Annotated in this window: 13 protein-coding genes and 1 riboswitch; of the genes, 1 reads left to right on the top strand and 12 read right to left on the bottom strand. The window is 71.4% G+C overall.

Translation table 11 applies throughout. From position 1 onward, the window contains the following. Nucleotides 1–20 precede the first annotated feature (20 nt). The 5 genes from cobF to cbiE are packed head-to-tail and all read right to left on the bottom strand — an operon-like array spanning nucleotide 21 to nucleotide 4,393. Nucleotides 21–749, bottom strand: coding sequence for a precorrin-6A synthase (deacetylating) (gene cobF / locus ACXAD2_RS04700; protein ID WP_475167515.1), 729 nt, complete (start codon nucleotides 747–749; stop codon nucleotides 21–23). After that, a complete protein-coding gene (locus ACXAD2_RS04705) occupies nucleotides 746–2,053 on the bottom strand; it encodes a cobyrinate a,c-diamide synthase (RefSeq protein ID WP_475167516.1) in 1,308 nt (435 codons plus the stop codon). The genes cobF and ACXAD2_RS04705 overlap by 4 nt, the downstream gene beginning before the upstream one ends. Further along, nucleotides 2,053–2,841 carry a precorrin-4 C(11)-methyltransferase gene (cobM, locus tag ACXAD2_RS04710; RefSeq protein WP_475167519.1) on the bottom strand — a complete coding sequence of 263 codons (789 nt, stop codon included), beginning with the start codon at nucleotides 2,839–2,841 and terminating at the stop codon, nucleotides 2,053–2,055. The genes ACXAD2_RS04705 and cobM overlap by 1 nt, the downstream gene beginning before the upstream one ends. Continuing rightward, nucleotides 2,841–3,200, bottom strand: a complete 360-nt coding sequence (locus ACXAD2_RS04715; RefSeq protein ID WP_475168196.1) for a cobalamin biosynthesis protein — start codon at nucleotides 3,198–3,200, stop codon at nucleotides 2,841–2,843. The genes cobM and ACXAD2_RS04715 overlap by 1 nt, the downstream gene beginning before the upstream one ends. Beyond that, nucleotides 3,197–4,393, bottom strand: a complete 1,197-nt coding sequence (gene cbiE / locus ACXAD2_RS04720; RefSeq protein WP_475167520.1) for a precorrin-6y C5,15-methyltransferase (decarboxylating) subunit CbiE — start codon at nucleotides 4,391–4,393, stop codon at nucleotides 3,197–3,199. The genes ACXAD2_RS04715 and cbiE overlap by 4 nt, the downstream gene beginning before the upstream one ends. Here cbiE and ACXAD2_RS04725 point away from each other — a divergent pair. After that, complete coding sequence (locus ACXAD2_RS04725; RefSeq protein ID WP_475167522.1) at nucleotides 4,392–5,138, top strand: cobalt-precorrin-6A reductase; 747 nt, start codon at nucleotides 4,392–4,394, stop codon at nucleotides 5,136–5,138. The two genes, cbiE and ACXAD2_RS04725, sit on opposite strands and share 2 nt — an antisense overlap. Here ACXAD2_RS04725 and cobJ read toward each other — a convergent pair. The 7 genes from cobJ to ACXAD2_RS04760 are packed head-to-tail and all read right to left on the bottom strand — an operon-like array spanning nucleotide 5,117 to nucleotide 13,197. After that, complete coding sequence (gene cobJ / locus ACXAD2_RS04730) at nucleotides 5,117–5,863, bottom strand: precorrin-3B C(17)-methyltransferase (protein WP_475167523.1); 747 nt, start codon at nucleotides 5,861–5,863, stop codon at nucleotides 5,117–5,119. The two genes, ACXAD2_RS04725 and cobJ, sit on opposite strands and share 22 nt — an antisense overlap. Next, nucleotides 5,860–6,600 (bottom strand): precorrin-2 C(20)-methyltransferase, encoded by a 741-nt coding sequence (gene cobI / locus ACXAD2_RS04735; RefSeq protein ID WP_475167525.1) that lies wholly within the window; start codon nucleotides 6,598–6,600, stop codon nucleotides 5,860–5,862. Before cobI ends, cobJ begins: the two co-directional genes overlap by 4 nt. Further along, nucleotides 6,597–7,226, bottom strand: a complete 630-nt coding sequence (locus tag ACXAD2_RS04740; protein ID WP_475167527.1) for a precorrin-8X methylmutase — start codon at nucleotides 7,224–7,226, stop codon at nucleotides 6,597–6,599. The genes cobI and ACXAD2_RS04740 overlap by 4 nt, the downstream gene beginning before the upstream one ends. 6 nt (nucleotides 7,227–7,232) lie before the next feature. Then, on the bottom strand, nucleotides 7,233–8,354 hold the full coding sequence (cobG, locus tag ACXAD2_RS04745; RefSeq protein WP_475167531.1) for a precorrin-3B synthase: 1,122 nt from the start codon (nucleotides 8,352–8,354) through the stop codon (nucleotides 7,233–7,235). Next, a complete protein-coding gene (gene cobN / locus ACXAD2_RS04750; RefSeq protein ID WP_475167534.1) occupies nucleotides 8,351–11,677 on the bottom strand; it encodes a cobaltochelatase subunit CobN in 3,327 nt (1,108 codons plus the stop codon). Before cobN ends, cobG begins: the two co-directional genes overlap by 4 nt. Nucleotides 11,678–11,701: 24 nt before the next feature. Beyond that, nucleotides 11,702–12,757, bottom strand: a complete 1,056-nt coding sequence (gene cobW / locus ACXAD2_RS04755; protein WP_475167536.1) for a cobalamin biosynthesis protein CobW — start codon at nucleotides 12,755–12,757, stop codon at nucleotides 11,702–11,704. Continuing rightward, on the bottom strand, nucleotides 12,754–13,197 hold the full coding sequence (locus ACXAD2_RS04760) for a DUF1636 family protein (RefSeq protein ID WP_475167543.1): 444 nt from the start codon (nucleotides 13,195–13,197) through the stop codon (nucleotides 12,754–12,756). Before ACXAD2_RS04760 ends, cobW begins: the two co-directional genes overlap by 4 nt. A 90-nt stretch (nucleotides 13,198–13,287) precedes the next feature. Next, nucleotides 13,288–13,500: riboswitch (cobalamin riboswitch) on the bottom strand. Nucleotides 13,501–13,522: the final 22 nt, after the last annotated feature.

A 13,522-nucleotide genomic window follows, 5' to 3' on the forward strand; every position in this document is an offset into this window, starting at 1 on the left:
ACAGGCGTACCAAAGCAGCGTCACTGACGGATAAGGTACGTGTCCATGATCCAGCCGTGCCGGGCCCGCGCGGCGGTGCGGGTGGCGATAATCCTTGGCCCGGCCTCGGCCAGCGGACCGCTCTCCAGCACCTGCTCGGGCATTCCGAGAAATCCGCCCCACCAGATATGCCGCCCTGCGGGCGCAAGCGCCTGAAAGCTGCAGGCGCCATCGAGCATCACCGCCACGGTCTCGGCCCCCGCCGGCCAGCCATGCTCGCGCAGTTGCCGCCCGGTGGTCACCGTCACGGCGCCGTTCACCGTGTTGAAGGGGATGGCATGCGCCGCGGTCAGCGCCTGCAGCGCCGTGATCCCCGGCACCACCCGCAGCTTTGGCGCGGGCTCCAGCCGCGCCGCGATCCGCAGGGTGGAATTGTAAAGTCCGGGATCGCCCCAGACCAGCAGCGCCACCGGTCCTTCGGGCGCAGCGCGCAGCGCCTGCTGCCAGCGCGCCGCGATCGCGTCGTGCCAGCGCGCCACCCGCTCGGCATAAGGCAGCGCAGGATCGCGCAGGGGCATGTCGAAGGGGATCACCTTGGGCTCTGCGCCTGCTGCGCGCAGGATCGTCAGCCGCAGATGCGCGAGGTCTTCCTTGCCGGGCCCTTTGCGCGGGATGAGCACCGCCGCCGCCTCACGCAGCGCCGCCGCGCCCTCCAGCGTGACATGGCCGGGATGGCCGGTGCCGATGCCGATCAGCCAGATCTCGGTCATTGCGGCTCTTCCTGCGCGATGAGGTGAAAGAAGGTGCCTGTGGCGTGGCCCCGGCGCGAGCCGGTTTCAGGCACCGGGGTGCCGTCGGCATCGCTGACCTCTGCCAGAGGGGCGTCGGGCTGCTCGACAATGGTGGAATAGTGGAACTCATGCCCGCGCAGCAACGCGCCCTCGGACTGCCCCGGCATGGGGCCCAGCAGCGCCGCCCGGCGATAGCCGAGATGCAGCTTGCGGGTCTCGTAGCTGGTGACCAACCCGAGCAACCCGGCCATCTCGTGCCGCGCGCCCTGCTTGTCGATCAGCGCTCTGCCAAGCACCATGTAGCCACCGCATTCACCATGCACCGGACGGCTTTGCGCATGGGCGCAAAGCGCGGCGCGGAAGCGCGACGCGGCGGCGAGCGTTCCGGCGTGCAACTCGGGATAGCCGCCAGGCAGCCAAACCAGATCGGCCCGCGGATCCGGCGGCTCATCGGCCAGCGGCGAGAATGGCAGAACCTCGGCTCCGGCTGCGCGCCACCCCTCGAGCAGATGCGGATAGGTGAAGGAGAACGCCGCATCCTGTGCCAGCGCGATGCGCTGCGCCGGCGGGGATGGCAGCGGTGTCTTCGAGGGCAGCGGCGCTCCCTCGGCGGCGGCGCGAATGGCCGCAAGGTCCACATGTGCGCGCAGAAATTCGGCATAGCCCGCGATGGCCGCGTCGAGGTCGGGATGCTCCGCGGCCTGAATGAGCCCCAGATGCCGTTCCGGCAGGGTCAGGTCACCGCGCCGCGGCAGCACTCCCAATACTGGCAGCCCGGCGCGCTCCATCCCAAGCTGGGTCAGCCGCGCGTGCCGGGCCGAGGCGACGCGGTTGAGGATCACCCCGGCGAAGGGCAGATCGGGCATGTACTGGCGGAACCCAAGCGCGGTGGCGGCGGCGCTTTGCGCCTGGCCGCCGACATCCAGCACCAGCACCACCGGCCAGCCCATGCGCCGCGCCGTCTCGGCGCTGGAGCCAAAGCCCGTCTGCCCGCGCGTCGCCACCCCGTCATAAAGCCCCATCGAGCCTTCCGCGACGCAGATCTCTGCGCCCTGCGCCTGCGCCGCCACCGCCGCCAGCAGCTGCGGGCCCATCCCCCATGTATCGAGGTTGAACGACGCCCGCCCGCAGGCGGCACGGTGGAACGCCGGGTCGATGTAGTCGGGCCCGGACTTGAAGGGCTGCACCACCAGCCCGTCCTCGCTGAGCGCCCGCAGCAGCCCGAGCATCACCGTGGTCTTGCCAGTGCCCGAGGCGGGCGCGGATACCAGAAGCCCGCGCATCACTCCTCGCTCCAGCCAGCCCAGCGGCTGTCTGCATCCTGCGGGCGGTAGCGGCGGTCGTAGCCCGGCGCATAAAGGCAGCTTTCGTCAAAGCCCTCGCCCGCCAGCGCCGGGCCGACGAGGATCAGCGCGGTGCGGCTGATGCCTGCGTCCATCCGCGCCTCGATATCAGCCAGCGTGCCGCGCAGGATACGCTCATCCGGCCAGCTCGCGCGCCAGACTACGGCAACCGGGCAATCGGCGCCATAGAAGGGCGTCAGCTCGGTGACCACGGCGGCGAGGTTCTGGATCGACAGGTGCAGCGCCAGCGTCGCCCCGGTGGCGGCGAAATTGGCCAGCGTCTCGCGCTCGGGCATGCTGGAGGCCCGCCCCGGCGTGCGGGTCAGCACCACCGATTGCGCGAGCCCCGGCAGCGTCAGCTCGGTGCCGAGCGCGGCGGCGGCGGCAGCGAAGGACGGCACGCCGGGCGTGACCGAGACCGGGATACCGAGCGCCCGCAGCCGCCGCAGCTGCTCTCCCATCGCCGACCAGACCGACAGATCCCCCGAATGCAGCCGCGCCACATCCTGTCCGGCGTCATGCGCCGCGATGATCTCGGCGATGATCTGGTCAAGGTCCATGGGCGCGGTGTTCACGATCCGCGCGCCTTGCGGGCAATGCGCCAGCACCGCCTCGGGCACCAGCGATCCGGCATAGAGGCACAGCGGGCAGGCGGCGATCAGGTCGCGGCCGCGCAGGGTCAGAAGGTCGGGCGCGCCGGGTCCGGCGCCGATGAAGTGAACGGTCATCAGAGGTCTCCTGTCGCGATGGCGCATGTGGCCATCCGGTCGGGTGAAATCACGCGCGGGCCACGCAGGCGTGCACCGGGGCCCGCCGCGACAAGCGCCGCCGCCTCGGCAAGGCTGCCGGTGCCGCGCGCCGCCAGCGCGGCGGTGGAACGGGTCGGGGTGGGCTGCGCGCTCAGCGGCTCTGCGGGCAGCGCGACCACCGGCAAGCCGAGGGTTTCGGCGAAGGCGCGGAACGCTGGCGCCCCGGCCTTGTCGGCGGCGGTGGCCAGCGCCTCTGCCCCGCCGCCAGCACGCGCATAAGCCGCGGCAAGGCTGCGCGCATTGGCGCCGCTGCGAAAGCCAAACCCCGCGACGATCACAGCGTGACGCTCCATTGCGCGACCGGGCGCGCTGCGGCCCAGCCGGTGCGCGATCCCAGCGGCGCGGCCTGCGCCAGCTCGATCCGCAGCAGATCGCCGCCCTGCCGCGCATGGGCCCCGAGCAGCAGCGCCTCGGTCTCCAGCGTCACGGCATTTGCCACCAGCCGTGTGCCCGGCGCCAGCTGCCGCAGCAGAAATTCCAGCAGCGCCGCATCCAGCCCGCCGCCGACGAACACCGCATCCGGCGCAGCCAGCCCGGCCAGCGCCTCGGGGGCGCGGCCAGTGATCACCGCCAGCCGCTCCAGCCCGAGCCGCGCGGCATTGCCGCGGATGCGCTCGGCGCGGTCCGGGCGCGGCTCGATGCTGGTGGCGGCAAGCGAGGGATGCGCCAGCAGCCATTCCAGCGCGATGCTGCCCGAGCCGCCGCCGATGTCCCACAGGTGCTCGCCGGGACGCGGGGCCAGCGCCGAGAGCGTCAGCGCCCGCACCGGGCGCTTGGTCATCTGTCCGTCGCTGTCGAACCAACCGTCCGCACGCCCCGAGGCCAGTGGCAACACCGCGCCGCCGCCCTGCACCTGCAGCGCCACGCAGACCGGGTGAGCGAATGCGCCCTGAAGCAAGTCGGCCAGCACCGCCGTGACCCGCTCTCGTGGACCGCCGAGCGCCTCCATCACCCAGAGCCGCGAGGCACCGAAGCCCGCCGCGCACAGGTAATCGGCCAGTTCCGCCACAGCCGCGCCGTCGCGCAGCGTGACCAGCGCGCGCAGTCCCGGCGCCAGATGCGGTCGCAGCCGCGCCAGCGGCGCCGCATGCAGCCCGAGGCAGAGCAGCCCGTCAAGCGGCCAGCCCAGCCGGCTCGCCGCCAAAGAAAAACACGACGGCCCCGGCAGCGCCCGCCACTCATCACGCTCCAGATACCGTGCCAACACCGAGCCCGCGCCGAACCAGAACGGATCGCCCGAGGCCAGCACGACCACCTGCCGCCCGCGCAGCGCCAGCAGTTGCGGCACACCTTCGGCAAAGGGCATCGGCCATATCACGCGCTCGGCGCGCGCCTCGGGCAGCAGCGCGAGATGCCGCTGCGGGCCCATGACCACCTCGGCGCAGCCAAGCGCGGCAAGGCTTGCAGAGCACAGCCCTTCCGCGCCATCTTCGCCCAGCCCGATGATCGTCAGCCAAGGAGCCTCAGACATGTCCCGCCCCCTCGTCCTTGGCGGCACGACGGAAGCCAGCGCATTGGCTGCGCTGCTGGCTGAGGCGCGGGTCGGGGCGATACTGTCGCTCGCCGGGCGCACCCGCCAGCCCGCCGCGCAGCCGCTGCCGACCCGTGTCGGCGGCTTTGGCGGGGCCGAGGGACTGGCGCGCTACCTGCAAGACAACGGCATCACCCATGTCATCGACGCCACCCATCCGTTCGCCGCACAAATGAGCCGCAATGCCGCCGCGGCCTGCGCCATGCTCGGACTGCCGCTGATGGCGCTGAGCCGGGCCGCTTGGCAGGCGCAGCCCGAGGACCGCTGGCAACACGTGCCAGACATGGCGGCGGCGGTGCGCGCGCTGGCGGGACCGCCGCGGCGGGTCTTCCTCGCGGTGGGCCGCATGCAGCTTGCCGCCTTCGCCGCACAGCCGCAGCACCACTACCTGCTGCGCCTCGTCGACGCGCCGCAGGCCGCCCTGCCCCTGCCGCGGGCCGAGGTTATCGTGGATCGCGGCCCGTTCACCGTCGAGGCAGATCTTGCGCTGCTGCGGTGGCACGGCACCGAGATGGTCGTGGCCAAGAACGCCGGAGGCCCCGGCGCAGTGTCGAAGATCACCGCCGCGCGCGCGCTGGGGCTGCCGGTGGTGATGATCGACCGCCCCGCCCTGCCCGCGCGCGCCGAAACCGATGACCCGGCAGAGGTGCTGCGCTGGCTCGCTCATGCGAACCTCGGTGTGTAGACGATGGGCGCCCCGGCGCGCGGGATCACCCGCGTCCGCGACGATCCGACAATCACCATAGTGCGCATGTCCGCCATCTGCGGCGTGCAGTCCGGCAGCGGCACGGTGCGGATCTCTTCTTCGGGGGTCGAGACCGCACGGGCAAAGATCACCGGGCGGGCATCGCCGCAGACCTCGGTAAGCAGGGCGAGCGCGCGCGCGAACCCCTCGGGCCGGGCCTTTGAGCGCGGGTTGTAGAAGGCCATGGCGAAATCCGCCTCCACCGCCAGCCGCAGGCGCTTCTCGATCAGCGGCCAGGGCTTGAGATTGTCGCTGAGGTTGATCGCGCAGAAATCATGGCCCAGCGGAGCTCCCGCCCGCGCCGCCGCCGCCAGCATCGCGGTGATCCCGGGCAGCACCGAGATCTCGAGCCTGCGCCACGCCTCCGGGCCGGCCTCTACCGCCTCAAAGACTGCCGCCGCCATGGCAAACACCCCCGGATCGCCCGAGGACACCACCACCACGCGCCGCCCCGCCGCGGCCAGATCCAGCGCGTGCCGGGCGCGCTCAAGCTCGACGCGGTTGTCAGAGGCGTGTTTCACCAGCCCCGGGCGATCCGCCACGCGGGCCACATAAGGCAGATAGCCGATCACATCCGTCGCCGCGGCAAGCGCGGCACTGGCCTCGGGCGTGACCAGGCTTTCTGCGCCCGGCCCCAGACCGGCGATGACCAGCCGCCCGCTCATGGCCGTCGCCCCTGGCCGTGCACGACGATGATCGAGAAATAGGGGGTCACGCTGCGCTCTGCTTCGGCAAGGCGCTGGACGGTCTGGCCCGGCATCGAGGCGAACTCGATCAGCCATGCCGCATCATATCGTCCGGCGCTTTGAAGGGCGCGGCAAACTTTGTCGATATTGCGCCCGATCTTCATCACCACCAGCGCATCGCTGTCAGCCATACGCTGCGCCAGCATGTCCTCTGGCAGCGTGCCCATCAGCACGGTCAGCACGTCATCGCCCCAGGTGATCGGCGCGCCGGTGGCGGTCCAGGCCGCCGACATGCCGGTGATCGCAGGCACCACCTGCACCGGCACCAGATGCACCAGCCGCATGTAGAGATGCATGAACGAGCCATAGAAGAACGGATCGCCCTCGCAGAGCACGACCACATCTTCGCCCGCCTGCGCCAGTTCGGTCAGCCGGGCCGTGCAGGTCTCATAGAAGGCGGCGAGCAGGCGGTTGTACTCGGGATCGGCAAAGGGGATCTCGGTGGTCACCGGATATTCCATCGCGTGCTCTTGCGCGCCCTCGGGGATCAGCCCCTCGGCGATGCGCCGCGCCTGCCCGCGCCGCCCGGCCTTGCGAAAGAAGGCGACATGGCGCGCGCCGCGCAGCAGCCGGTCGGCGCGCACGCTCATCAGGTCGGGCTCGCCCGGCCCAAGGCCGAGGCCCCAGATCGTGCCTGTGTTTGGCTGCAAGTTCATTCGGCACGGCTCGCAATGGCATTGACCGCTGCGACGGTGATCGCGCTGCCGCCGAGACGGCCCTCGACGATGCAGCAGGGCACCGGCTGCGCGGCCCAGAGCGCGGCCTTGCTTTCCGCCGCGCCGACAAAGCCGACCGGGCAGCCGATGATCGCGGCGGGGCGCGGGCAGGCCGGATCCTCGAGCATGTTGAGCAGATGGAATAGCGCCGTCGGCGCGTTGCCAATGGCCACCAGCGCGCCCTCGAGATGCGGTCGCCAAAGCTCCAGCGCAGCGGCAGAGCGGGTGTTGGCCATCTGCTGCGCCAGCCCCGGCACTGCCGAATCGTGCAGCGTACAGATCACCGCGTTGCCCGCCGGCAGGCGTGGCCGGGTGATCCCCTCGGAGACCATGCGCGCATCACACAGGATCGGCGCACCTGCCTCCAGCGCGGCGCGGGCGCGGGCGGTGAACTCCTCGGAAAAGCGGATGTGCCGCTCCAGCCCGACCATCCCGGCGGCGTGGATCATCCGCACCGCGAGCTGTTCCTCGTCGCGGCCAAAGCGCCCGAGGTCGGCCTCGGCGCGGATGGTGGCAAAGCTCTCGGCGTAGATCGCTGCGCCGTCGGTCTGGTAGCGGTGGGGCATGGTCGTTCAAAGCACTCCGGTTTCAAGGTCGTCGGGCGTCAGCCCGGTGCGGCAGGGGGTATCTCCTGCGCGGCCATTTTCGATGAGGTCGAAGCGCCCGTCGCGTCCCACCAGCGTGCGGCGCGCGGCGCGCGGGCGGGCGCAGCCCTTGGCGCAGCCCGAGACGTGCAGCGCGCCGTCCCAACGCCCCGCGAGCGCCCGCGCCAGCGCGCGGGTCTGCACCGTGGCCGAGGCGCACAGCGGCGCCCCCGGGCAGGCGTCGACGGCAAGCAGCGGATCCCTCGCCGCGGCGATGAAAGGCCCGGGGCGCGGCAGCGCGCCACCCTCGAGCAGCAGCATCCGCCACGGCGTGACTCGGATCGCAATCGCGTTGCTTTCCCGCAGCACATCGGCCAGCGCCAGGGCATCGAGCTGGCCAAAAGCCGCGCCGATCAGCGCGCCCTCTGGCCGCAGGCCCGGCTCGGGCAGATCGGCGGCGGGCAGCGGCGGCACCTCCTGCCAGCCGCGCGGCAGGGCAGTCTGCGCCACCACCTGCGCCATGCGGCGGCGCTCCGGCGTGCGCCGCGCGTCGAACCAACGCAGCATCTCAACAAGGGCCGGGATCGCCCCGTCCTCGGTCACCACGCGCCCCGCCGCCGTGCCATCGGCGCGCAGGATCAGTCCGTTGGCACTGCGCTCCAGCCGGACATCCGCCGAGGCCGTGGCAAGCAGCGGTGCCGCGCCGGTGTCGATGGCAACGCCCACTTTGGCGGGCAGTTCGGGCAGGCTGGGCAAGGCTGCCGTCAGCGCGTGCGTCAGTCTCTCGGTGAGGTCCCCCGGCTGCCAGAATGGCGAGACGAGGATGTTGCGCCGCCGCTCCGCCGCGGCGCTGGCATCGAGCAGCCCGAGCGCCGCCAGACCCGCCAGCAGCGGGGCATGATCGGCCTCGGCAACGCCGCGGATCTGCAGGTTTGCGCGGCTGGTCAGATCGATCACACCGCTGCCGTGGCGCTGCGCCAGCGCGCAGAGCCCCAGCGCCTGCCGCGCGTCGAGCCGCCCCAGCCGGGGCCGGACCCGCACCACCAAGCCATCGCCCGACATCATCGGCTGGTGGGCCCCGGGGCACCAGCCCTTGACCGCGCCGCTCATCGGCCCTGCTCCAGGTCGGCGCGGATCGAGTTGCGGCGGCTGTCCCAAAGCCCGGCGCCCTGCAGCGCGAGGAACCGCGCGCGCAGCGCCTCGAGCGCGGCGGGATTGGCCTCGGCCATGAAAGCCGCGACCTCCTCGTCGCCCAGCGTCGCGTCGAAATAAAGGTCGAAGAGATGCGGGCCGACAACCCCTGCGAGATGCGCGAAAGCCGCCATGTGATCGAGCGTCGCCGCGATCTCGGCGGCCCCGCGGAAGCCATGGGCGCGCATGCCGTCGATCCAGCCGCGCGAGCCCGCCCGCGCCTGAACCACCCGCGCGATCTCTTCGGTCAGCGCCCTTGCGCGGGGCCGCGCCGGGTCGGTGGTGTCGAGATGGTAGAGCCTCGCATTGCCGCCGGTAAGCGCCTGCGCGGCGGCAAAGCCCGCCTCATGCGCGGCATAATCGGCGGCCAGCAGCAGGTCGGTCTCGGGCAGGTCCTGCGGGTGTACGAAGGCATCCGCCCCGGCGAGCCGCGCGCGCAGCCCGGCCTCGTCGCGCACCGCGTCCTCGCCATCCAGCGCCCAGGCCGAGGCCGCGAGCCAGGCCTGCCCCGCGCGCTGCCGGCCTGCGTCGCTGTAATCTTCCAGCGCCGCGGTCAGGCCCAGCCCGTAGCTGCCCGGCGCCGGGCCGAAGACCCGCGCCCCCGCGCGCCCCGCATAGGGATTGAAATCCGCCGCCTCGTCGCGCGCCGCGAGCGCCCGCACCGCGCTGGCAAACAGCGCGGAGAGCGTCGGGAAGACATCGCGGAACAGCCCCGAAACGCGCAGCGTCACGTCGATGCGCGGGCGCTCGAGCTCGGCGATCGGCAGCACCTCGATGCCACGCACCCGCTCCGAGCCCGCATCCCAGATCGGGCGGCAGCCCAGCAGGTGCAGCGCCATGGCGAACTCCTCGCCGGCGGTGCGCATGGTCGCCGAGCCCCAGAGGTCCACCACCAGCCCGCGCGGCCAATCGCCCGCGTCCTGCAGGTGCCGCCGCACCACCTCCTCAGCCAGCCGCACGCCCTGAGCATGGGCGGCCCGTGTCGGCACCGCGCGCGGATCGGTGGTGTAGATGTTGCGCCCGGTCGGCAAGACATCGCTGCGCCCGCGGTAGGGAGAGCCCGAGGGGCCGGGCGCGATCCACCTGCCCTCCAGCGCCGCCAGCAATGCCGCGCGCTCGGTGGCAACAGAGGCGGCGGTGTCGAAGGGCGCGCCCGGCCGCGCGGGGCGCCCCCAGACGTGCAGCCCCTCGCCGAACTGGCTTTCCTTCACGTCGCAGACGAAGCGGTCGATGCGGGTGATCGCCTCGGCGCTGCAGCCGGCGGTCGCGAGGCCCAGGTCATCCTCCACCCCAAGACTGCGGGCCTCGAGCCGGATGTCTTCCTGCAACCGCTCGCGGCGGCGTGGATCGAGCCCGTCGGCGTTGGAGAACTCATCCAGCAGCGCCTCGAGCCGCGCCAGCCGCAGCGGCGTGCCACTGGTCTTCAGCGGCGGCGGAATGTGCCCGAGGGTGACCGCGCCGATGCGCCGCTTGGCCTGCGCCGCCTCGCCCGGGTCATTGACGATGAACGGATAGATGACAGGCAGCGCACCGGTCAGCGCCCCCGTCAGCGCCTCTGGCCAGCAGGCGTCGGACAGCGCCACCGATTTGCCCGGAAGCCATTCCAGCGTGCCATGCGCGCCGATATGCACCAGCGCATCCACCCGGTCCTGCAGCCATAGATAGAAGGCGACATAGGCGTGGCGCGGCACCCGTTGCAGATCGTGGTAGTCATCGGCGCGCGCCTGCACGGGGCCACGTTCGGGCTGCAGCGCGACAAGCGCCCGGCCCAGCGTCACCGCAGGGAAGTGGAAGGCGCCGTCACGGACCGCCGGGTCATCCTCGGGCGCGCCCCAAGCGCCGCGCAGTTCGGTGCGCAGCCGCTCGGGAAGCCGCTGCAGCGCCGCAAGATACTCAGGCAGGGGCCAGCGCAGAGTGCGCGTGCGCAACATCTCCGGCAGATCGCCCGCCGGCTCCGGCACATCATAGCCCGCCGCCTGCAGGTCACTCAGGATCGCGCGCGCCGAGGCGGGCGCGTCGAGCCCCACCGCATGCCCCATCTGCCAGTCCTTGCCGGGATAGGTCGAGAGCACCAGCGCCACCCGCCGCTCCGGCGCCGACACCCTGGCCAACTTCAGCCAACTCGCAACCCGCGCCACCAGCGCAGCGATGCGGCCGTCATGCGGGCGGTGCAGCATACGCGAAAACTGCAGCGCGGGATCGCGCGGGCCGGGCTCTTTGAAGGAGATCACCCCGCCGCTCAGCCGACCGTCCACTTCGGGCAGCACAACGTGCATCGCAAGATCGGCAGGCGAAAGGCCGCGCTCCGCCGCGTCCCATGCCGCGCCGGTCGACGTGGCCAGCGCCGCCTGAAACACCGGCACCCCGGCGACGTCGAGGACCGATCCGCCCTCGGATCCTCGCCCCGAGAACGCGGTGAGGTTGACGATGGCGTCGGGCGCCAGCGCCTGCACCGCCGCGCGCATGTCCCCGGCGAGCCCCTGTGCCTTCAGCGACAGTGCAAAGAGCCCGACCACCTCGGCGCCTTCAGCGCGGAAGGCGGCGAAAAGCGCTTCGACCGGAGCGATGTCCGCCGCGACCAGATAGGCGCGGTAGAACACCAGCAGCACCCGGCTGCCCTTCATCTTTCCAGCACTACTCCGAGGAGCGCGAGGGGCAGCGCCCCTCGCATCTGCCAGCGCCAGCACGCCAGCCTCGGGCGTCCAGAGCCCCCAATCCGGCAGCGCCCGCGCGCCCGGCACCGGTCCGGCAGAGAGCCCCGCCGCCAGCGCCAGCTGCGCCAGCGCGCCATGCGCCGCCGCCGTCCCGCCCATGTCGCAGAGCTGCGCCAGTCGCCGCAGGGTCGAGATCGGCAGGTTGGAGATCGCATCGAGTTGCGTATCCTCGCGCCCGTCCGCCGGCAGCACCGCCAACGCGATGCCGCGGCGCTGCGCCAGCGCCTGCACCTGAGCCAGCCCGTAGGACCAGTAGGACCTGCCGCCGATCAGCCGGATCAGGATGCCCGTCGCCCCTTCAAGGGTGCGGTCCACATAGGTGTCGACCGACAGCGGGTGCTGCAGCGCCGCGAGATTGGCCAGTCGCAGGCTCGGCAGGCCACCCTCGGCGCGATGCCACGCCGCCGCAAAAGCCCCGAGATCGCTGTCGGAGAAGGACAGCACCACCAGCTCCGCCGGGCTTTGGCCCAGATCGGTCGGCGTGGCGCTTTCCTCGAGCCCATGGCTCTCGCGGAAGATGACATGCATGGCGGGCCCCAGGGTCTATGCGGTCTATTCGGCGGGCTGGCGGGCCGTCCCCAGCGCGGCCTCGATCACCTCGCGGCGGATGTCGTCATGTTCTGCGATGACCACCAGCTTGCCCTGCCGCGCCTCGCCCGGCTGCCACGGACGGTCAAACTGGTGGCGCACCCGCGCGCCCACCGCCTGCATCAGCAGCCGCATCGGCTTGCCTGCGACGGCAGCATAGCCCTTCACGCGCAAGATGTTGTGATCCCGCGCCAACCCCTCGATCGCGCCCACCAGCGCGGCGGGATCGGCCAGCTCAGGAAGGTCCACGACGATCAACTCAAAGTCGTCATGGTCGTGATCATGCGGCGTGTCGTGGTGACTGGGACGGGCTGCCATATCGTCCTCGGCCGCCGCCTCAAGACCGAGGATGACGCGCGGATCGACCACGCCTTCGGCCACCTCGATCACCGGGATCGGGCGCGGCGCTTCGGCGGCGATCACCTCCCGCGCCTTGGCGACGCCCTCCGGCCCGGCAAGGTCGGGCTTGGTCAGCAGCACGAGGTCGGCGCAGGCGATCTGATCCTCAAAGACCTCCGACAGCGGGGTCTCGTGGTCGAGGCTGTCGTCGGCAGCGCGCTGCGCATCGACCCGCGCCACATCGGGCGCGAACCGCCCCGCCGCCACCGCCTCGGCATCGGCCAGTGCGATCACCCCGTCGACGGTGATGCGCGAGCGGATGTCGGGCCAGTCGAAGGCCTTCAGCAAAGGTTTCGGCAGCGCCAGACCCGAGGTCTCGATCAGAATGTGGTCGGGGCGCGGCTCGAGCGCCATCAGCGCCTCGATGGTGGGAATGAAGTCATCGGCCACGGTGCAGCAGATGCAGCCGTTCGACAGCTCAAGGATATTCTCGGCCGGGCAGTCGGGGATGGCGCAGCCCTTGAGGATCTCACCATCGACGCCGACGTCACCGAACTCGTTGACCACCACGGCCAGCCGCCGCCCGCCGGGGTTCTGCATCAGCGCCGAGATCAGCGTGGTCTTGCCCGCGCCGAGAAAGCCGGTGATGACGGTGACAGGCAGTTTCGAAAGATCGCTCATGTGTCGGTCTCCTCAAGCGGATCGGGGAATTCGGCAGGCGGGATGCGCGCCACGCAGTTGCGTTTGAAATGGTCAGGCCGCTGCCGCCATGGGATCAGCCCGTCCGGCGCCGCGTGATAGGCGCGCGCGCCTTCAAGAAGCACCCCGGCCAGCGCGCTTTCGAGATTGCCGTAGACATAGGTCCATTTGCCGGCACCGCCGCGCAGCGCCGCGGTACAGCCCGCGTCGCAGTTCTGCAGGCATTCCACGGCGCGCAGACGCACGCCCTCGGGCGCACCCGCCGCCAGCAGCGCGTCGTAGAGCCGGCGCCCCGGGCGCAGCCCGTCGTTGTCGCCGGGCGTTTTGCTGTTTGCCTTAGGTCGGCATTTCACGCAGACCAACAGCTCGCTGTCGGCCTCGGTTCGTTCGGTCACTCTTAGCGTGTGCGCGCAGTTATTCATTCGCCTCGCCCTATCGGCAGTGCGCACGGAGGTATCGGCGGAATGAGTCCCGGCAAAAGGGTACACCCCGACACCGGCACACCCCGTCCGGTCTCATCAGTCAGGCTGGCAGGTCTCCCGGCTCACGGAATTCAAGGACATAAGCCCAGCGGACGCTCTGCCTTCCCAGCCTGTTGCGGCCAGTGGCAAGTTGAGCGCCCTTTTCCGTTCACGGTCGCGGGGGCGGCTGCTTTGGGCCTCTCACGAGGCCATCGCATTCCCTTTTCACCCGTTTACACGGGCACCAGCGTGATGCCAGATGCGCTCCAAAACCGACCCTTGTCAA

The sequence above is a fragment of the Salipiger sp. ABN3_019 genome, assembly GCF_056158605.1.